This is a genomic window from Tropicimonas marinistellae, assembly GCF_001509585.1.
GTDB lineage: Bacteria > Pseudomonadota > Alphaproteobacteria > Rhodobacterales > Rhodobacteraceae > Tropicimonas > Tropicimonas marinistellae.
The window spans coordinates 1-18,589 of sequence record NZ_LNCI01000019.1; the positions used below are offsets into that span (position 1 = coordinate 1).

Here is an 18,589-nt window from a genome sequence, read left to right on the forward strand (position 1 = left end):
CGGCATGACCGGCTTAGCCGCGTCAGGAAGCGAAGGCGGCGTTCCAACAATACCTCACGATCACGACGAACGCATAGCAGACATCTGTCACGATCGTTTCGAATGGCAGCTACGGGCCGTTCGCGACTGCCAAATGTTCCTAGGCCAAGGTCCGGATGTGGGCCCAAAAAGGGTCTTTATGGCCGGCTACGGAAACGTATGGGATGTGACTTTCGACCCCTCTGCAGTTTATGCTGAGCTGGGCGGTGATGCTGATATCCCGACTACGTATGGACAAGTGCTCGCGCGCGAGACGGATCTTATTCAGCATCCAGGTTTCCAATTCGGACGTGGCATCACGTGCGTCCGGCTCGACCCTCCTTATGGTAGGTATCCTGACAACCATTGGACTCATGAGGAGGAGTCATGCTGACAGGCCGACAACGTGTCCTCCGGGACCTTCCATTGATTGCCAACGCCATTCGTCAGATGCCCGTAGGGCGGGTGTACTCAATCCGGGAGGTCTACGGGGATGCGTTCGCCGATCTGGACCACAGGCATGGCATCAATCAGGCGTTAGCCAGCATAGTTCGAAACGGTGATGTATTCGGTGTTCGAAGCCACCGATATGCCCGAGACACTGCCCATGGCAGGAGTGAGTTCGTAGTTGTATCGACCGTCAACGCTAACATCAGTTGGATTGATCCGTTGATCCAGCGAGATCTTGCGGAGCGGGGAGAGCCACCCAACAATCGAACCGACATCCAAGAAAGGCGTTTACCAGCGGACTGCCTCTTTGACGCCCACGACACTTTCGAGCTCCGGTACTTCGAGGGTGGCTACCATCGCTTCCGCTACTTCGATAGCCGCGAAGATGCCACGACCTGGTGCCGGGCCAGACGGTATGACCAGCCGATCGAAGTGGACGGAAGCCGGGACGAGGCCATGAGGGCGAAAGGCTCATAAGCGCTGGTTCGCGCCAGTCCATTGTTGATGGGTCTGTTCAACCATGGTTTTCATCCGGTTGAGGAGATTGAACAACGCGCCCGAAGGGCTCAGGATCTCAGGAAGTTCTATGAAGAAAACCCGTTCTATGCGGCGAGAGCGGCGAAGGAGCCGGACTATTGGAACGAGTTCTATTCAAGTTGTTCCGGCTCGTGAGTGGCGACTCAGGAGAGGATCGCCAACGGAACGAATACGACGGCACAGCGCCCTAGGCTATCGGCCACCGGCGCCGGAAACCATCATCCAGACGCAAACCAGGCCAATGATGCACTATCGATCAAACCGGACCAGTCAGATAAGGCTACCCACCAAGCCGGCCGGTGAGCGCCCTTGCGGTCTACTTTGGATTGGTGCCAACCGCAGGGTGGCGACTGCCCGGACCAAAGCCGTTCGTCTCGAACGTAGGTCCAGACCCATGCGGTCTACCAACTGGGATTTCCACGTTCTTCGAAACTTACTCAAGACGAAGACAATAAGGAGCATTCGCGTTTTCCGCCAAGTTCCAGAGTCCAGTGGGGGAACTATTGGGGGAACGATGCGGGACGAACAACGTATTTTTATTCGTTTTCAGTTGGATATAAATATGAGGTGGCGCGCTGGGGAGGATTCGAACCCCCGACCCCTTGATTCGTAGTCAAGTACTCTATCCAACTGAGCTACCAGCGCGTGAGGCGTTCACTTAGCGGCGCCGGCACCGGGGTGCAAGGGGCAATCGACACGAAATTGCGTGTGATGGGCGCTGACGATCCTACCGCGCCGTGTTTCTGGTGGTCGACGGGCATGGCAGAGATGAATGTCGGATGGCCCTGGTGCCGCAGCCTCAAAGGCCGGCCTCACGGTTGGCAGCGTCTGGATCGTGTTGATGGTTTCTGGTGCACGGTCTCGCTTGGTCTTTCGTCCGGAGGCGCGAGGCCAACTCAACGCGCGCCTTGCGAAATCGAGTTGCCGGCTTTCCCCCCGTACTCTTGGGCGTCGTCGGCAATGGTGTGCCCACCAGAACAACCCTCAACCACCAACAGCCCACGGTCTGCTATCACTCATACCCGCTCCGGTGGACACAAGACATTCTTCCCACTTTCGCGTGGCGGAAAGGTGGCGCCGGTTCGGAGAGTTCGCGGGAATTCCGCGGCGGTGGATTTGGTGGCGTTTGTACGGAGCCGCAGCGGCTAGGGTACGCGCGTGGTCTGCTCGGGGCCGGGCTCCGTCTACGGAGAGGGTCCCACGCCGGCATATCCCGGCGACGGGGGCTGCCCGCGGAACCCCCTGTCGCCATTGGATTTCGGCTGGGATCGTGGGGTGATTGGAAAGCGTGGGTCGATATCGCACAGCTGTACGATTTCGTCGCGAGCAGGCGTAACCTCGGTGTCGTCCGGCGCGGTGTCGTCATCCTCGGGTTCTGCAGCGAAGGCCGAATTGTGGCCATCCTCGCCCAAAGTCTCTACCACAGGTTGCCCGTTTTCGGCGGAAGCGTGTCGCGACTCACCGAAGCGGCGGCGCAAGGACCGAATGATGCGGTAGACGCAGAGAACTCCCAGCACGAGGAAGAGTGTCGGCAGCATGGACAGGAACACGAGCGCGGCCGGTCGTTCGTGGACAAACGAAAATGCGACAAACGCTGCGATGACCCAGAGGAACGGAGAGCGTAGCCACCGAAGCCTTGAGGCTCGAGCAGTTTGACCATCGGCAGGTGCGGCAGGGTCGGCGACAGGGGACGGGTCGACTGGCCAGTCGACGGTTTGCATGGCGGCACTGACACGGCTTGCGCGTCGCTTGCGGCGGAACTTGACGAGCGCCGCTAGCAGGAAGACCCCGGCGATTGCGCCAACGACCGCAGCGACCTGCATCGGCATCTCTGGGTTTGGAGCGAACGCGGCGGCTCTGCCATCCAAGAATGGCGCGATATAAACGAAGTCGGGTGCGCGCGTCAGGCCGGATTCCGCGAAGGCGTCTTCGGCCATGCCCCGAAGCGTGGGCGACCTCTCGGTGGTACCGTTCAATCGGTAGACCGGCGTCGCGCTATCGGCAGTGCCGAGGGAACCGAACGTTTCACCGGGCGCGTTGTTATCGAGCAGCCAATCGACAAATCTGTCTTTCTGGTTCGGCGTCAGCAGGACAGCGGCACGCGCCATCCGGGCCGCCGCGTCGTCGGCTCCGTCGAACAATACGAACATGTACCGCTCCGTATCGACACCGCGACGTTGCTTGGTCAGGTGATAATTGTACGCGCCGTTGATCCAGCCCAGCACATGGACTTCGTCGGCAATGTGAATATCCCGGTCCTTTCGGAACTCTGCAAGCGGAACAGCCTCCGGCACGGGACGGGACAAGGCTGCGGCCTTTTCCGCTTCGATCCGCTCCATGTCTCCATGCATCCAGACGGCAAAGGCCGCCAGGGCCGTCGCGAAGACGAGATGGCCGTACCAAGGCAAACGAGCGAGAGCGCCAAACATGACCTTCCTCCGAGAGAACAATCGGGTCGGATTCCGTTGATTGAACATTCTACGTGCCTTCATGGCGCAACGGTGGCAGGGATCTGGAAGGATCGTGGCGTGTCGCGCGGCGGCAAGTTTCCGCCGGTGACCAAACCTGATGTCTGTCTTGAACTCGCACCGCAGGACGCGTATGTGCAGCCAGCACGGCGGAAACGCAAAAGCGCAGGAAGACAGATGGCCAACCCACTTCAGTTCATGCAGCAGGTGCGCACCGAGGTCGGCAAGGTCGTTTGGCCGACACGGCGCGAAGTGCTGCTCACCACGATGATGGTACTCGCCATGGCGACGCTGACGGCGATTTTCTTCTTCGTGGTTGACCTGATCATCCGTACCGGTCTGACACAGGTCCTGCGCCTGTTCGGATGACCGCGCGATTGTTGGCTGGGTCGCCGGCGGTGCGCCGGTGCAGCCGATCTGCCCTTGAAAACCGCGGGGCGCAGCGGTAAAGCAGCCAAACTTTCCCAGCAGGCGTGCATCGATTCGGGTCGCACGCCGCTTTTCTTTTGGGTTGGGCCGCAAGGCCGGAGAATCAGAAATACGCCGGGAGCCATCGGGCGCCGGCACGGAAGCAAGGACAAGGCACGGCATGGCGAAGCGTTGGTATTCGGTTAGCGTCCTCTCGAACTTCGAGAAGAAGATCGCCGAACAGATCCGTCACGACGTTGCCCAGGCCGGTCTCGAAGACGAGATCGACGAGGTTCTTGTGCCGACCGAAGAGGTAATCGAGGTTCGCCGCGGCAAGAAAGTGACTGCCGAGCGCCGCTTCATGCCTGGCTACGTTCTTGTACACATGGAGATGTCCGACCAGGGCTATCACCTGATCAACTCGATCAACCGTGTGACCGGTTTCCTCGGCCCCCAGGGCAAGCCGATGCCAATGCGCGATGCCGAGGTCAACCAGATCCTCAACCGTGTCGAGGAAGGCGTCGAGGCCCCGCGCTCGCTGATCGTTTACGAAGTGGGCGAGCAGGTGAACGTGACCGATGGGCCTTTCGAGGGGTTCGCGGGCATGGTCGAGGAAGTGGACGACGACAACCAGCGCCTGAAGGTGACGGTGTCGATCTTCGGCCGGGCGACGCCGGTCGAGCTGGAATTCACTCAGGTCACCAAGGAGGCCTGAGGAAGCGGCGGGCTCGCCCGCCAATCGTTCGTGGGAGGCGAGGGCACGCGTGCCCGGACCACACCACGCTAACAAATGAGACGCGGCGCGCCGTGTCTCTGTAGGGTGCGTGATTTCGCGTACCGATGAGAAAGGAGTTGGCCCATGGCCAAGAAACTCGCCGGCACCATGAAGCTTCAGGTGCCCGCCGGACAGGCGAACCCGTCCCCGCCCGTTGGTCCTGCGCTCGGTCAGCGCGGCATTAACATCATGGAATTCTGCAAGGCCTTCAACGCCAAGACGCAGGACATGGATCCCGGCGCGCCGTGCCCGACCGTGATCACCTACTATCAGGACAAGTCCTTCACGATGGACATCAAGACGCCGCCGGCGTCCTATTTCCTGAAGAAGGCCGCGAAGAAGAAATCTGGCGCCAACAACCCCGGCAAGGAGATCGTTGGATCGGTGACCGCCGCTCAGGTGAAAGAGATCGCCGAGGCCAAGATGAAAGACCTCAACGCGAACGACGTCGAAGCCGCGATGCAGATCATTCTCGGCTCCGCGCGTTCCATGGGTATCGAGGTGAAAGGGTAAGTCATGGCCAAGCTTGGAAAACGGACCCGCGCCGCACGCGAAGCCATCGCCGGCAAGGAAGACCTGTCGATTGAAGAGGCCGTGGCCCTCGTCAAGGGGAACGCCACCGCGAAGTTCGACGAGACCATCGAGATCGCGATGAACCTCGGTGTCGATACGCGCCACGCCGACCAGATGGTCCGTGGCACTGTCACCCTGCCCAACGGCACGGGCAAGAGCGTTCGCGTTGCTGTCTTCGCCCGTGGCGACAAGGCCGAAGAGGCCAAGGCCGCCGGTGCGGACATCGTGGGTGCCGAGGACCTGATGGAAACCATCCAGGGCGGCACGATCGAATTTGATCGCTGCATCGCCACGCCGGACATGATGCCCATCGTTGGCCGCCTCGGTAAGATCCTCGGCCCGCGCAACCTGATGCCGAACCCGAAGGTCGGCACCGTGACCCCCGACGTGACTGCAGCTGTTGCGGCCGCCAAGGGCGGTGAGGTGCAGTTCCGGGCCGAGAAGGGCGGCGTCGTGCACGCCGGTGTCGGCAAAGCCTCTTTCGATGAGGCGAAGCTGGTTGAGAATGTCCGTGCCTTCTGCGACGCCGTCGCAAAGGCTAAGCCCTCGGGCGCCAAGGGCAGCTACATGCAGAAGGTTTCGCTCAGCTCCACAATGGGGCCCGGCGTCACCGTCGATGTGGCCTCTGCCACCGCGCAGTGAGCGCGTGCGCCGGAAGGTGCACCTTAACAGATCCTGGGAATGGGCGCCTTCGGGCGCCCTTTTTCGTTCATTGGCGGTGCCGGTCGTGTCGCCTTACACGTGGCCGTGCGTCGTGGATTACGAGCCTGCCAGCACATGCCGGATCGATGCCTCGATCTGACCACCACAATAGGCCTCTCCATGCTGTGCCCGCCATTCCGCACGCATTGCCGATATGGCGGGCATCGCCGCCACCCGGTTGGAGAGGGCCGCGATGGCAGGCGCATGGGTTTTCAGCAGCGGTTCGATCGCTGGTAGGCACTCTGTCATTGTGGCCCAAAGAGCTGCCACCGCGAGATCGGCAAGCGTCGATTGTGGAGTGCCGAGCATGGTGCCGGCATCGTCGGTCAACCCGTGGCGACGGCCGATCTCCTCGAAGATCGCCATCCATCGCGGCAAGCGTACGTCTACGAAAGCGTCCCACGCCTCTTGGGACCACATGGTCCGACCGCAGTTACACGTGATTTCTTCCAACACATCGCCCGCGTTGCCGATGAGCGTATTCGTCAGCGCATCCTTTGCCGGATCGCAGGGATAGAGAGCGTGCTTCTCGCCCAGATAGGCTAGGATCGCCGGCATCTGCGCGACCCAGATATCGGCGCCGCGATCATGGAGGAGGGGGGGCGCCATGAATGGCAATGGTTGTTCGCTGACGGGCGCATTCTTCAGTGCGGCCAAGGCCTCGATCGGCGGTTCATCCCAGCGTGTGCCCGCATGGGCGAGCACGTACCGGATGAAATGGCCCCGAAAGGGGAGTGGCCAGTAGTAGAGAGAATAGTCCTCAGCCATTGCGTGCCCGCGATCCCATGTGCCAGGTTCGGCTGCCCCGAAGGTTCCGGGGCAGCGCGCAGATCAGAGCTCCGGATAGAGCGGGAAACGGGCGCAGAGCGCAGTCGCCTTTTCTTTCACGTTAGCTTCGACCTCGGCATTCCCGTCTTCGCCGTTGGTTGCCAATCCGTCCACGACCTCGACGATCAGCCGGGCGATCTCGCGGAATTCCGCCTCGCCGAATCCGCGCGTGGTGCCCGCGGGCGTGCCAAGGCGGATGCCGGAGGTCACAAAGGGCTTCTCGGGGTCGAAGGGCACCCCGTTCTTGTTGCAGGTGATATGGGCGCGGCCGAGAGCCTTCTCCGCGGCCTTGCCCGTCACCCCCTTGGGGCGCAGATCGGCGAGCATCAGGTGGTTATCGGTGCCCCCGGACACCACGTCGATGCCTCCCTTGATCAACTCGTCGGCCATTGCGCGTGCATTGGCGACGACCTGGGCGGCGTAGTCCTTGAACTCCGGGCGCAGGGCTTCGCCGAAAGCGACGGCCTTCGCTGCGATAACATGCATCAGCGGACCGCCCTGAAGGCCGGGGAACACTGCCGAATTCACCTTCTTGGCGATATCGGCATCGTTGGTCAGGATCAGCCCACCGCGCGGGCCGCGCAGCGACTTGTGGGTGGTCGAGGTGACCACATGTGCATGCGGCAGCGGCGAGGGATGAGCCCCACCGGCCACAAGTCCGGAGATATGGGCCATGTCTACCATCAGATAGGCGCCGACCTCGTCGGCGATGGCACGGAAGGCTTCCCAATCCCAGATTCGGGAATAAGCCGTGCCGCCTGCTAGGATCAGCTTCGGCTTGTGCTCCAGCGCCTTGGCGCGGATGTCTTCCATGTCCAGCAGGTTGTCCTGTTCACGCACGCCGTAGGACACGACGTTGAACCATTTTCCTGACATGTTAACGGGCGAGCCGTGGGTCAGGTGGCCGCCGGAGTTCAAATCGAGGCCCATGAAGGTATCGCCGGGCTTGAGCAGGGCTAGGAAAACGGCCTGGTTCATTTGGCTGCCTGAATTCGGCTGCACGTTGGCAAATTCACAGCCGAACAATTCCTTCGCCCGGTCAATGGCCAGCGTCTCGGCAATGTCGACAAATTGGCAACCGCCATAGTAGCGTCGGCCCGGATAGCCTTCGGCGTACTTGTTGGTCATCACCGAACCCTGGGCTTCCATCACCGCACGGCTGACGATGTTCTCCGAGGCGATCAGCTCGATTTCGTCGCGTTGACGGCCAAGCTCCAGATCGATGGCCTTTGCGATTTCGGGATCGCTGGCGGAGAGGGTCTCGGTAAAGAATCCGGAATCAAGGCTCATTGGCAGGCGCTCCATCTCTGGCACGCCTGATTGGGGGCGCGCGTTTCGTTGGAGGGGATGTAGCCCAAGGCGCACGAGGACAAAAGGCCTCCACCCACGAGTCGACGCTCATGCGCGTCAAAATGCGAGACTTGCGTTTCCGATGAAGGCGCGAGACGGTCGCACCGGAAACCTCCGCGGACTCCAGGGAGCCTCACATGACGAAAATCGCCTTTCTGGCCAGCGGGGTTGAGGTCGCCCAGGATGCGCAAGAGACGCTGGCCGAGATGTACGGAAACCACGACCCGGAAGAGGCGGACGTGATCGTCGCTCTCGGCGGCGATGGGTTCATGCTCCAGACGCTGCACGGGATGCAGCACCTCGATACGCCCGTCTACGGCATGAATTGCGGCACGGTCGGCTTCATGATGAACGAATACCATGCCGAGGGCTTGATCGAGCGGCTTTCCGATGCGGAAGAAGAGACGATTCATCCGCTGGCGATGCGTGCCGTGACACCCGAGGGCGATGTCCACGACGCGCTGGCGCTCAACGAGGTTTCTCTGCTTCGACAGGGACCACAGGTTGCCAAGCTACGGATATCGGTCGACGGGCGGGTGCGCATGGAAGAACTCGTCGCCGACGGGGCATTGGTGAGCACGCCGGCCGGTTCGACCGCGTACAACTACTCCGCACACGGGCCAATTGTGCCGATCGGTTCCGAAGTGCTGGCCCTGACGGCGATGTCGGCGTTTCGTCCCCGGCGCTGGCGCGGCGCCTTGTTGCCTGCTTCCGCAGAAGTGCGTTTCGATGTCCTGCAGCACGAAAAACGCCCCGTGATGGCCGAGGCGGACAGCCGGAACTCCGTGCGAAACGTTCTCACGGTGGTTATCCGCAGTCAGCCAGACATCAAGCACCGCTTGTTGTTCGATCCCGGTCATGGGCTCGAGGAGCGGCTGATCCGGGAGCAATTCGTTTAAGGCCACTGGATAATTGGCGGCCGCGACGGACCAGACCCATAGGCCTCGTCTCCGCCGCCTCGGTGTGCCCGGGGCGGCGGGAGGAACTCGCCGACAGGGTGCTAGCTTTGCTTCGCGTAGCCCGCGTCCTTTAAGGCAACCGTGATTTCGTCAAGGATCGCCGGGTCGTCGATTGTCGCCGGCATCTTGAATGCTTCGTTGTCCGCGATTTTCTGCATCGTGCCGCGCAGGATTTTGCCAGAGCGGGTCTTTGGTAGCCGGTCGACCACGCACGCGTGTTTGAACGCCGCCACCGGACCGATCTGGTCGCGCACCATGTAGACGCATTCGGCGATCACCTCTTCGGGCGAGCGTTCGTGGCCTGCATTCAGGCAAAGGAAGCCAAGCGGCAACTGTCCCTTGAGCGTATCGGCGACCCCGATCACAGCGCATTCGGCAACGTCGGGATGGGCGGCAAGCACCTCCTCCATGGCGCCGGTGGAAAGCCGGTGGCCAGCGACGTTGATGACGTCGTCGGTGCGCGCCATGATGTAGAGGTAGCCGTCCTCATCCTTGTAGCCTGCGTCACCGGTCTCGTAGTAGCCGGGGAAATGGGCCAGGTAGGACTTCATGTAGCGCTCGCCGGCATTCCAAAGCGTCGGCAGCGTGCCCGGCGGGAGCGGCAACTTGATCGCGATGGCACCCATCTGTCCGGCCGGCACCTCGTGCCCACCCTCGTCGAGGATATGCACGTCGTATCCGGGCATCGGCACGGACGGACTGCCGAGCTTGATCGGCAATTCCTCGATGCCCAGCGGGTTGGCAGCGATCGCCCAGCCGGTCTCGGTCTGCCACCAGTGGTCGACCACCGGAACGCCCAGGTGTTCCTGTGCCCACTTGATCGTGTCGGGATCGGCTCTTTCGCCGGCGAGGTAGAGTGCCTTCAGGCCCGAAAGATCGTATTTCTTGATGAATTCGCCATTCGGGTCTTCGCGTTTGATGGCACGCAACGCCGTGGGCGCGGTAAAGAGCGCGCGAACCTTGTGTTCCTGGATCACCCGCCAGAACGTTCCGGCATCGGGTGTTCCCACGGGCTTTCCCTCGAAGATCACGGTGGTGTTGCCGTGGATCAGTGGCCCGTAGCAGATGTAGGAGTGTCCGACGACCCAGCCGACGTCGGACGCTGCCCAGAAGACGTCGCCCGGCTCCATGTTGTAGATGTTCTCCATCGTCCACTGGAGCGCGACGAGTTGACCGGCTGTGTGACGGATCACGCCCTTCGGTTGCCCGGTCGTGCCTGACGTGTAGAGGATATAGGAGGGATGGTTGCCTTCGACCGGAAGGCAGTCCACGGGATCGGTCCCATACTGGAAGCCATGCCAGTTGACATCGCGCCCCTCTTCGAGATGCGCGACTTCCTGTTCGCGCTGGAAGACCACACAGAAGTCGGGCTGGTGCTCGGATTGTTCCAGTGCACCGTCGAGCAATGGCTTGTAGTGCACGACGCGGCCCGGCTCGATGCCGCAGGAGGCGGCGATGATGCACTTGGGCTTGGCGTCGTCGATCCGAACCGCAAGCTCATGCGCGGCGAAGCCCCCGAAGACGACCGAATGAATGGCGCCGATCCGCGAGCATGCGAGCATCGCCTCAACCGCTTCGGGGATCATCGGCATGTAGATGATGACGCGGTCGCCTTTGCCGACGCCCTTGGCCTTCAAGCCGCCTGCGAGGCTGGCGACGCGATTGCGCAGTTCGAAGAAGGTGATCTCACGCCGGGAGTGGGTGACGGGGCTGTCGTGGATGATTGCGACCTGATCGCCGCGGCCGGCCTCGACGTGCCGGTCAACCGCGTTGTAGCAGGTGTTGACCATGGCGTCGGAGTACCACTCGTAGATCGGCGCGTTCTCGTCGAACAGGGCCCTGGACGGCGGGCTGAACCAATCGACCGCCTCCGCCGCCTTCATCCAGAACGCCTCCGGGTCCGTTTTCCAGGCGTCATAGATGTCGGAATATCCCATGAAACTCTCTCCTCCGAAGCTTTGCAGGAGTTACGCAAACCGGGCGGTTCCACGCAAGTCTGTTGCGTGGGCACTTCGTCGCGTTTGTACGCTAACGTATGCGGATATGACGAGGCATGACGCCGCACCGCAGAAAGTCGTGCGGCGCTTCAGGTCCCGATGCCGTGGGAGCGGGGTCCCTAACCGTCCAAAGCGTTGCGGAGGACGGTGTCCACGTTGCGGCTCATCGCCAATTTGCCGCCAAGTACATCCTCGACGGCGATCCACTGCGCCTCAAGGGCATCATCGGCAGCGCGAGGCGTGCCGGAGAGATAGCGACACAGGATGGCTAAGAGGTGGAAGTGGTACCGCACCGCGCCCGCATCGTCGCGTGACACGACTTCCAGGGTGGTAAGGTGTCTGACCGGCTCGGCGATCACCGACGTCTCTTCCCTAAGTTCGCGCGCGGCGGCCTGAAGGGCAGTCTCTCCGGCCTCGATATGACCGCCGGGATACCCCCACAGGCCGGCATCCGGATCGTTCCGCCGCCGGACAAGCAGTACGCTGCCGCGTTGGGGCAGAACGGCCAATGCGGCTTGTTTTGGATGTGGCGCCATTGGCGGGTGTGTTCTTGTCGGCATGAATTCTTCTAACTCTTACTATCGATGTGCCCGCAATCGCGCACCGGTTCAACACCTTGCCCAGCTGGACATGCCGGGGCCGTGTTCCGAGCCCGCCCAAGCGGGTTCGTCCGGTTGAGTGAAAGTGGCGCGGGCGCCGTTGCTCACGAGACCCCTTGCATCGGACTGACGCGCCGAACAGACTGTCAAAAAAAACGGAGCATCCCATGTCCGAAAGCCCGCTAATGGATGCCGCGCGCGCGGTGCGAGAGAAGGCCTACGTCCCCTATTCGGATTTCAAGGTTGGCGCGGCCATCCGGGCGCCGTCAGGCGCAATCTATTCAGGCTGCAACGTTGAAAACGTGGCCTACCCGGAAGGCACCTGCGCCGAGGCTGGGGCCATCGCCGCCATGGCTGCAGCCGGTGAATACCGGATCGAGGAAGTCGCAGTGATCGCGGATAGTCCAGCACCAGTTCCTCCCTGCGGCGGCTGCCGACAGAAGCTGAAGGAATTCGCGGCGGGGGACGTGAAGGTCACGATGGCAACGACAGACGGAAAGACGCTGACGATGACGGTCGCCGAATTGTTGCCCGGTGCCTTCGGCGCCGAGCACATGGAGCGTGGGTGATCGCATGGATGCCAAGGCGATCCTCTCGATCTTGCGCCGGGGGCACGAGATCTCGGCACAGGAAGCCGCGTGGTTCGGTGGGGCGGTCGGCGCGGGTGCTGTGACGGATGCGCAGGTCGGCGCGTTTGCCATGGGCGTCTGCCGCGCTCCGTTGAGCGAGGCGGCGCGTGTTGCGCTGACGCAGGCGATGCGCGACAGCGGCGAGGTCTTGACCTGGGACCTGCCCGGGCCGGTGCTCGACAAGCATTCCACAGGGGGCGTCGGCGATGCCGTATCGCTGCCGCTCGCTCCCGCGCTTGCGGCTTGCGGGGCCTATGTCCCGATGATCTCGGGCCGGGGGCTGGGGCATACCGGCGGCACGCTGGACAAGCTGGAGGCCATTCCGGGTTACACGGCCGAAGTTTCCCAGCAGCAGTTGCGGGAAATCGTGGCGGATGTGGGCTGTGCAATCGTCGGCGCTTCGGGCGAGATCGCACCGTCCGACAAGCGACTCTACGCAATCCGGGATGTTACGGGGACCGTGGAGAGTATCGACCTCATCACCGCCTCGATCCTGTCCAAGAAGCTTGCCGCCGGGCTGGAAGGGCTGGTTTTGGATGTCAAGGTAGGCTCCGGCGCCTTCATGGAGGACATCGACAGCGCACGCGCGCTGGCGCAGTCGCTTGTGTCCACGGCCACGGGTGCGGGGTGCCGCACGGCGGCGTTGATCACCGACATGAGCCAGCCGCTGATCGATAGCGCGGGCAACGCGCTTGAGGTGGCGGAAGTGATGCGGACCTTGACGGGCGAGGCGGTGACGGAGCCACTCTGGCAACTCACGGTCGCGTTGGGCGGCGCTCTGCTCGCGACCGGCGGGCTCGCCGATGATGCGGACGCAGGCGAAACGAAGATCGAAGACGCGCTGCGCTCGGGCCGTGCGGTCGAGGGGTTCGAACGCATGATTGCAGCACTCGGCGGCCCGTCGGATTTCGTCGGCTCCTGGCGGCGCTACCTGCCGGTGGCCCCGGTGGTGCGCGACATCTTTCCCGAAGCAACAGGACCGGTAACGGGCATCGACACCCGGGCAGTCGGAATGGCCGTGGTCCACCTGGGGGGCGGGCGGCTTCGCGAGGGCGACGTTCTCGACCATTCCGTCGGGTTTGACCGGCTCGCGGGGATTGGCGCCGAGGTTTCGGCAGCTTGGCCACTGGCGCAGGTGCACGCCGCCACCGAGGCGGATGCTGAGGCGGCAGAGGCGGCCATTCGCGGGGCCTATACAATTGGCGGGGCAGGGGCAGCACCGCCACTGCTGGTTCAGGAGAGGATAGGACCATGACACGCGCGTTTCTCGTCGTGATGGATTCGGTCGGATGCGGTGGCGCGCCGGACGCGGGCCGCTTCTTCAACGGGAACGTGCCGGACACCGGCGCGAACACCTTGCTCCATATCGCGCAGGCCTGCGCTGCCGGGCGTGCAGAAAACGGGCGCAGCGGGCCATTGAAAGTGCCGGTCCTCGACGGGCTTGGGCTCGGCGCATCGGTTCGGCTGGCATCGGGCGAGTCTGCTCCGGGGTTGGAGGCCGACCCGGCCGCGCAGTTCGGTGCGGCGACCGAGGTCTCGCCGGGCAAGGATACGCCGTCTGGCCACTGGGAACTGGCCGGTGTGCCCGTCCCATGGGACTGGCACTACTTTCCGGACACGCAGCCCGCTTTCCCAGAAGAGCTCATGCGCGCTGCCCGCGACGCGGCCGGGACCGACGGAACGCTCGGAAACTGCCATGCGTCCGGCACGCAGATACTGGCCGATCTCGGAGCCGAGCACATGCGAACGGGTTGGCCGATCTGCTACACCTCTGCCGATAGCGTGTTCCAGATCGCCGCGCACGAGGAGACGTTCGGCGAGCCGCGCCTGCAAAAACTCTGCGTCGATCTCGCGCCGATGCTGCACGAGATGAAGGTCGGTCGGGTAATAGCCCGCCCGTTCGTCGGTTCTCCTGAAGAGGGGTTCACCCGTACGACCAATCGCCACGATTATGCAATCGCGCCGCCTGAACCAACATTGTGCGATTGGGTGCAGGCCGCCGGAGGAAGGGTGCAGGCGGTGGGAAAGATTGGCGATATCTTCTCGATGCAAGGGATCGACGAGGTGCGCAAGGGTTCGGATCGGGCCCTTATGGGGCACCTTTCTGACCTGGTGGGCGAAGCTCCGGACGGCAGCCTCACCTTCGCCAATTTCGTCGAGTTTGACAGTCTCTACGGTCATCGGCGCGATGTTTCCGGCTATGCGGCGGCGCTCGAATGGTTTGATGCCGGCATTGGCCAGCTTCTGCCCCGCCTGCGCGACGGAGACCTTCTGCTCCTTACAGCGGATCACGGGAACGACCCCACCTGGGCCGGCACCGATCACACGCGAGAACGGGTGCCGGTGCTTTGTGTCGGGAAAGGCGCGGGGTCGGTGGGGCAGGTGGCGTTTGCAGATGTCGCGGCCAGTGTCGCTGCGCACCTCGGTATTCAGGCACAAGGGCCGGGACAGAGCTTCCTGTGATGCGCGGTGTGCCGAAGGTCGAGTTGCACCTGCATCTGGAAGGCGCCGCCCCGCCGGGCTTCGTGCGCTCCCTCGCCGCTGAAAAGCGCGTGGATCTATCGGGTATTTTCGATGAGAGCGGCTCCTACGCGTACGACGGTTTCGTGGATTTCCTGCGTGTTTACGAGGCCGCGACGTCTGTCATCGAGACGCCCGAGGACTACGGGCGACTCGTCCGGACCGTTTTGGAGGAACTCGCGTATCACGGCGTGGTTTATGCAGAAACGTTCGTGTCGCCCGACTTCTGCGGGGGCGGCGACCTTGCCGCTTGGCGCGAATATCTTGCGTCGATGCAAGAGGCCGCGGCCGCTGCCGAGGCAACCGACGGTATCGTATTGCGTGGTGTCGTCACGCCGATCCGCCACTTCGGCCCTGAGCGCGCGAAGGCACCGGCCCTTTGCGCGGCCGAAACGGCAGGCGACTGGATCGTGGGCTTCGGCATGGGCGGGAACGAGGCCGTTGGCAATCCGGGCGATTTCGCCTGGGCGTTCGATTGCGCTCGCGAAGCCGGCCTGCGTCTGACCTGTCACGCTGGCGAGTGGGGCGGGCCGGACAGTGTCCGTGGGGCGGTGGACGACCTGCGCGTGGAACGGATCGGCCATGGTGTGCGCGCCATCGAGGACCTGGCGCTTGTCGGCGACCTGGCTGAGCGCGGGATCGTGTTGGAAGTCTGCCCCGGCTCGAATATCGCGCTTGGTCTTTATCCCGACTGGGCTGCACATCCCATCGAGCGCCTTCGTTCCCGCGGCGTTAAAGTAACGGTATCCACCGACGATCCGCCTTTCTTCCACACCACGATGACCCGTGAATTCGAACGTCTGGCCGACACATTCGGCTGGGACACGGACGATTTCGCCGCGCTCAATCGCCTTGCCGCCGAGGCCGCCTTCTGCGATGCCGAAACCCGCAAGACGATCCTGAAAAAACTGGAGGCAGCCGATGTATGACCACCTGACCGTCGTCGATCACCCGCTTGTGCAACACAAGCTGACCCTGATGCGGGACAAGGAGACCTCCACTGCGAAGTTCCGCCAGCTCCTGCGCGAGATAAGTCAGCTTCTTGCGTACGAAGTGACCTTCGACATGGAGATGGAAGAGGTCGAGGTCGAAACGCCACTCACAAAGATGAAGGCACCGAAACTCTCCGGCAAGAAGATGGCCTTGATCTCGATCCTGCGTGCCGGGAACGGGCTGCTCGACGGCATCCTGGAACTCATTCCCGGCTCGCGGGTCGGGTTCGTCGGGCTCTACCGCGACCCAGAAACGCTGCAGCCGGTGCAGTATTACTTCAAGGTGCCGGAAGACCTGAGCGATCGTCTGGTGATCGTCGTCGATCCCATGCTCGCCACGGGAAATTCCTCCGCGGCAGCAATCGATTTGCTGAAAAAGGCAGGCGCGACCAACATTCGGTTCCTGTGTCTGCTCGCGGCACCCGAAGGCGTCGCGCGGATGAAAGAAGCGCACCCTGACGTCCCGATTGTCACCGCCTCGCTTGACAAGCAATTGAATGATCACGGCTATATCGTGCCGGGACTTGGCGACGCAGGCGACCGCATGTTCGGCACGAAGTAGATCGAGCGACTTCGAGACAAAAAAGACTTTACTCGATTAGGGCCATCCGGCATCCTGCACCGCAACATCTTGTGGGGATAACAATGAAGATGCGGGCCCTTTTCGTGGCTCTGCTGGCGACTGCCATCGCCGCGGAGATCGCGCCGGCCAACGCGGCTGGTGGAGCAGGCGGACCGGCGGAATTGCCGCCAGAAGGGTTCGATGCGCCGCAGTACGTCGACAGCGAAGGCTGCGTTTTCGTTCGGGCCGAACTCGACGGTGCCGTAAACTGGGTGCCGCGGATGACCCGCGACCGGAAGCCCGTCTGTGGCATGCAGCCTACGCTTTCGGTCGTTGCCGCCGTCCCGACTACGGCGGAGACGCCGGCGTCAATGCAACCAGCCGAGGCCGCCGACACTGCGATTGCACCCGTTGCGGTCACCAAGCCGAAACGCAAGAGTAGCGGCGCGAAACGGACCGTCGCGGCGCCCCTCAGCCCGGCACAGAGTGCGCCGGCGGTCCAGATCCGCTGCCCGGGAAATACGCCCGTGATGTACCGCAAGGTCAGCGGCAACAAGGTTTCGATCTGGTGCGGCAAGGCAGGTGCCAGTGCGACCACCAAGCTGCCAGAGCCGCCTCCGGGCTACAAATACGCTTTCGATGAGGGCCGGTACAATCCAAACCGTGGTCCTGTCGCGGCCACCGCGGACACTGCGTCGTCTGTGGAAACGACGCGCGCACCAAGCAAACCGGCCACGGCCACGCTGGCGGGGCGGTACGTTCAGGTGGGTACATATGGTGTACCGCAGAACGCGACGAACGCAGTGTCGCGGTTGCAGAAGACCGGATTGCCCGTCGGTACCGCACGCTATACAAGCGGGTCCAAGCAATACCAGGTTGTTCTGGCGGGCCCCTTCGCAACAGATGCGCAAGTTCGTCAGGCGGTTGAAACCGCACGCCGCGCCGGGTTCTCCGATGCGTTCCCGAGGCGGTAAGCAGAAGAATAATAACTAAGAAAAAGAGACAGATGCAGGTCTCATCCAGGCTAACGCCTCGCCCGTGATCCGGGCGGGGCGTCGCCCTTTTTGGGGGTCTAGCCCTCGCAAATCTGCTGAAGCGCGACCCAGTCCCCGTCTTCCAGAACGGTGCTTGCGTCTTCGCCGCGCATGGGATCTGCCTCGATCAGGCCAAGCGTGGCCTCTCCGGTGACGTCGAGCGCATAGGCGTAGGGTGTGGAGGAAAGCCCGGCTGCTGCAAATCGCGCGGCGAGCGCCTCCTCGGCCACGGGGGCCGGCGCCGAAGCCGTCAGGGTTTCCGCGTAGGATTGCAGGGCGTTGTCCGGAAGGTGCCCGGTCGTCAGAAGACGCAGAACGGCGACGAGACCGGCACTTTCCAGCAGCGGCTCCAGCGGATCCAGGCTGCCACTACGGGCATCTTCGGCAAGGATATAGCCAGCGACGACCTCGACGGATTCGTGGTCTTCAACCAGACGGCTGTTGATCAGTATCGTGCCCCCAGGCAGCGATACCGTGTCGGGTATCCCGCCCTTGAGAACCAGCAGGCGCGTGGTGTCGGGGATCATGAGACGCTGTGACAATCGCGCCAGGGCGCGGTCGCCGCGTTTCGAGTGGCACGGTGCTCCGGAAACCCGCCCGATCGCAGCGAAGAGGCGATTGCCAATCTCGTCTCGACTTGGTTCGGGCACGACCTCGAGCGTGTGCGTCATGAGAGCCCCCGGCATCCAGAATGCCAGCGCACCCGCCGTCAATAGGGCTGCGCCAGCCGTCAGGAAGAGGCGCAACCGCCCCTGTCGCGGCCTGGATTTCAGGAGCGCACTTCGTACCTGTTCGATCGCGTCGACCATTGACGTGTCGTCTATTTCGAGCGTTTCGATTGCCTCGGCCGATGGCGTGTAGAGCGCTGGTGTCTTGCCGCGATTGATACGAACCACCGCAGCCAGGGACCAATGGCTGAGCGGGCGCCCGGTTCGGTCGCAAATAACGAGCGATGCATCGCCAAAAGAGACGATGACATTCTGCCTCTGGGCGTTGGGTTCGGGTTTCCAGACGCCCGGGCATTCCAGCCTGGCATATTGCTTGAGCGCCGTCATGTATCTGCTCTGCCTACAATATCGGGAGAATAGCCCAGCGGCTTGCCCGGAACAATCGCGGCGATTCAGGTGAGTCGGATCGAAGCTGAGGGGGCGAATCCGGGCCGCGGATGTGGCACTATTGGGCCGAACG

17 protein-coding genes and 1 tRNA gene are annotated in these 18,589 nt (G+C 62.7%); 11 read left to right on the forward strand and 7 right to left on the reverse strand.

What is annotated here, in order from left to right:
* Positions 1-1,573: 1,573 nt before the first annotated feature.
* Positions 1,574-1,650 (reverse strand) — tRNA-Arg (locus ARC39_RS24080).
* Positions 1,651-2,189: 539 nt separating this feature from the next.
* The gene (locus ARC39_RS24085) at positions 2,190-3,434 is read right to left on the reverse strand and encodes a hypothetical protein (RefSeq protein ID WP_068119062.1); all 1,245 of its coding nucleotides are present in this window, start codon (positions 3,432-3,434) and stop codon (positions 2,190-2,192) included.
* A 216-nt stretch (positions 3,435-3,650) separates the two neighbouring features.
* On the opposite strand from ARC39_RS24085, the gene secE reads away from it, so the two are divergent.
* The 4 genes from secE to rplA all read left to right on the forward strand — a co-directional run bounded on the left by secE (position 3,651) and on the right by rplA (position 5,871).
* A complete protein-coding gene (gene secE / locus ARC39_RS24090; RefSeq protein ID WP_068119064.1) occupies positions 3,651-3,842 on the forward strand; it encodes a preprotein translocase subunit SecE in 192 nt (63 codons plus the stop codon).
* A 220-nt stretch (positions 3,843-4,062) separates the two neighbouring features.
* Positions 4,063-4,596, forward strand: a complete 534-nt coding sequence (gene nusG / locus ARC39_RS24095) for a transcription termination/antitermination protein NusG (protein WP_068119066.1) — start codon at positions 4,063-4,065, stop codon at positions 4,594-4,596.
* 144 nt (positions 4,597-4,740) lie between these two features.
* A complete protein-coding gene (gene rplK / locus ARC39_RS24100; protein WP_068119069.1) occupies positions 4,741-5,169 on the forward strand; it encodes a 50S ribosomal protein L11 in 429 nt (142 codons plus the stop codon).
* Positions 5,170-5,172: 3 nt separating this feature from the next.
* Positions 5,173-5,871 (forward strand): 50S ribosomal protein L1, encoded by a 699-nt coding sequence (gene rplA / locus ARC39_RS24105; protein ID WP_068119072.1) that lies wholly within the window; start codon positions 5,173-5,175, stop codon positions 5,869-5,871.
* Between the two features lie 117 nt (positions 5,872-5,988).
* Here the strand turns inward: rplA and gst are convergent, their stop codons facing one another.
* On the reverse strand, positions 5,989-6,699 hold the full coding sequence (gene gst, locus ARC39_RS24110) for a glutathione transferase, Atu5508 family (protein WP_068119074.1): 711 nt from the start codon (positions 6,697-6,699) through the stop codon (positions 5,989-5,991).
* A 63-nt stretch (positions 6,700-6,762) separates the two neighbouring features.
* On the reverse strand, positions 6,763-8,049 hold the full coding sequence (gene glyA, locus ARC39_RS24115) for a serine hydroxymethyltransferase (protein WP_068119182.1): 1,287 nt from the start codon (positions 8,047-8,049) through the stop codon (positions 6,763-6,765).
* 197 nt (positions 8,050-8,246) lie between these two features.
* Here glyA and ARC39_RS24120 point away from each other — a divergent pair, with 197 nt between their 5' ends.
* Positions 8,247-9,008 (forward strand): NAD kinase, encoded by a 762-nt coding sequence (locus tag ARC39_RS24120; RefSeq protein WP_068119077.1) that lies wholly within the window; start codon positions 8,247-8,249, stop codon positions 9,006-9,008.
* A gap of 101 nt (positions 9,009-9,109) precedes the next feature.
* Here ARC39_RS24120 and ARC39_RS24125 read toward each other — a convergent pair whose 3' ends face one another.
* A complete protein-coding gene (locus ARC39_RS24125) occupies positions 9,110-11,005 on the reverse strand; it encodes a propionyl-CoA synthetase (RefSeq protein WP_068119079.1) in 1,896 nt (631 codons plus the stop codon).
* A gap of 179 nt (positions 11,006-11,184) precedes the next feature.
* Complete coding sequence (locus ARC39_RS24130; RefSeq protein WP_236545387.1) at positions 11,185-11,625, reverse strand: NUDIX hydrolase; 441 nt, start codon at positions 11,623-11,625, stop codon at positions 11,185-11,187.
* A gap of 182 nt (positions 11,626-11,807) precedes the next feature.
* Between ARC39_RS24130 and ARC39_RS24135 the strand changes: the two genes are divergently transcribed.
* The 6 genes from ARC39_RS24135 (at position 11,808) to ARC39_RS24160 (ending at position 17,341) form a co-directional block, all read left to right on the forward strand.
* The gene (locus ARC39_RS24135) at positions 11,808-12,233 is read left to right on the forward strand and encodes a cytidine deaminase (RefSeq protein ID WP_268874358.1); all 426 of its coding nucleotides are present in this window, start codon (positions 11,808-11,810) and stop codon (positions 12,231-12,233) included.
* Positions 12,234-12,237: 4 nt separating this feature from the next.
* Positions 12,238-13,548 (forward strand): thymidine phosphorylase, encoded by a 1,311-nt coding sequence (locus ARC39_RS24140; protein ID WP_068119090.1) that lies wholly within the window; start codon positions 12,238-12,240, stop codon positions 13,546-13,548.
* A complete protein-coding gene (locus tag ARC39_RS24145) occupies positions 13,545-14,756 on the forward strand; it encodes a phosphopentomutase (protein ID WP_068119091.1) in 1,212 nt (403 codons plus the stop codon). The genes ARC39_RS24140 and ARC39_RS24145 overlap by 4 nt, the downstream gene beginning before the upstream one ends.
* On the forward strand, positions 14,756-15,742 hold the full coding sequence (locus tag ARC39_RS24150; protein ID WP_068119095.1) for an adenosine deaminase: 987 nt from the start codon (positions 14,756-14,758) through the stop codon (positions 15,740-15,742). The genes ARC39_RS24145 and ARC39_RS24150 overlap by 1 nt, the downstream gene beginning before the upstream one ends.
* Positions 15,735-16,367, forward strand: a complete 633-nt coding sequence (upp, locus tag ARC39_RS24155) for a uracil phosphoribosyltransferase (RefSeq protein WP_068119098.1) — start codon at positions 15,735-15,737, stop codon at positions 16,365-16,367. The genes ARC39_RS24150 and upp overlap by 8 nt, the downstream gene beginning before the upstream one ends.
* 83 nt (positions 16,368-16,450) lie before the next feature.
* Positions 16,451-17,341: an SPOR domain-containing protein gene (locus ARC39_RS24160; RefSeq protein ID WP_068119102.1), complete on the forward strand. Its 891-nt coding sequence runs from the start codon at positions 16,451-16,453 to the stop codon at positions 17,339-17,341.
* A 98-nt stretch (positions 17,342-17,439) separates the two neighbouring features.
* On the opposite strand, the gene ARC39_RS24165 is transcribed toward ARC39_RS24160, so the two are convergent.
* Positions 17,440-18,456 (reverse strand): hypothetical protein, encoded by a 1,017-nt coding sequence (locus ARC39_RS24165; RefSeq protein ID WP_068119105.1) that lies wholly within the window; start codon positions 18,454-18,456, stop codon positions 17,440-17,442.
* Positions 18,457-18,589: the final 133 nt, after the last annotated feature.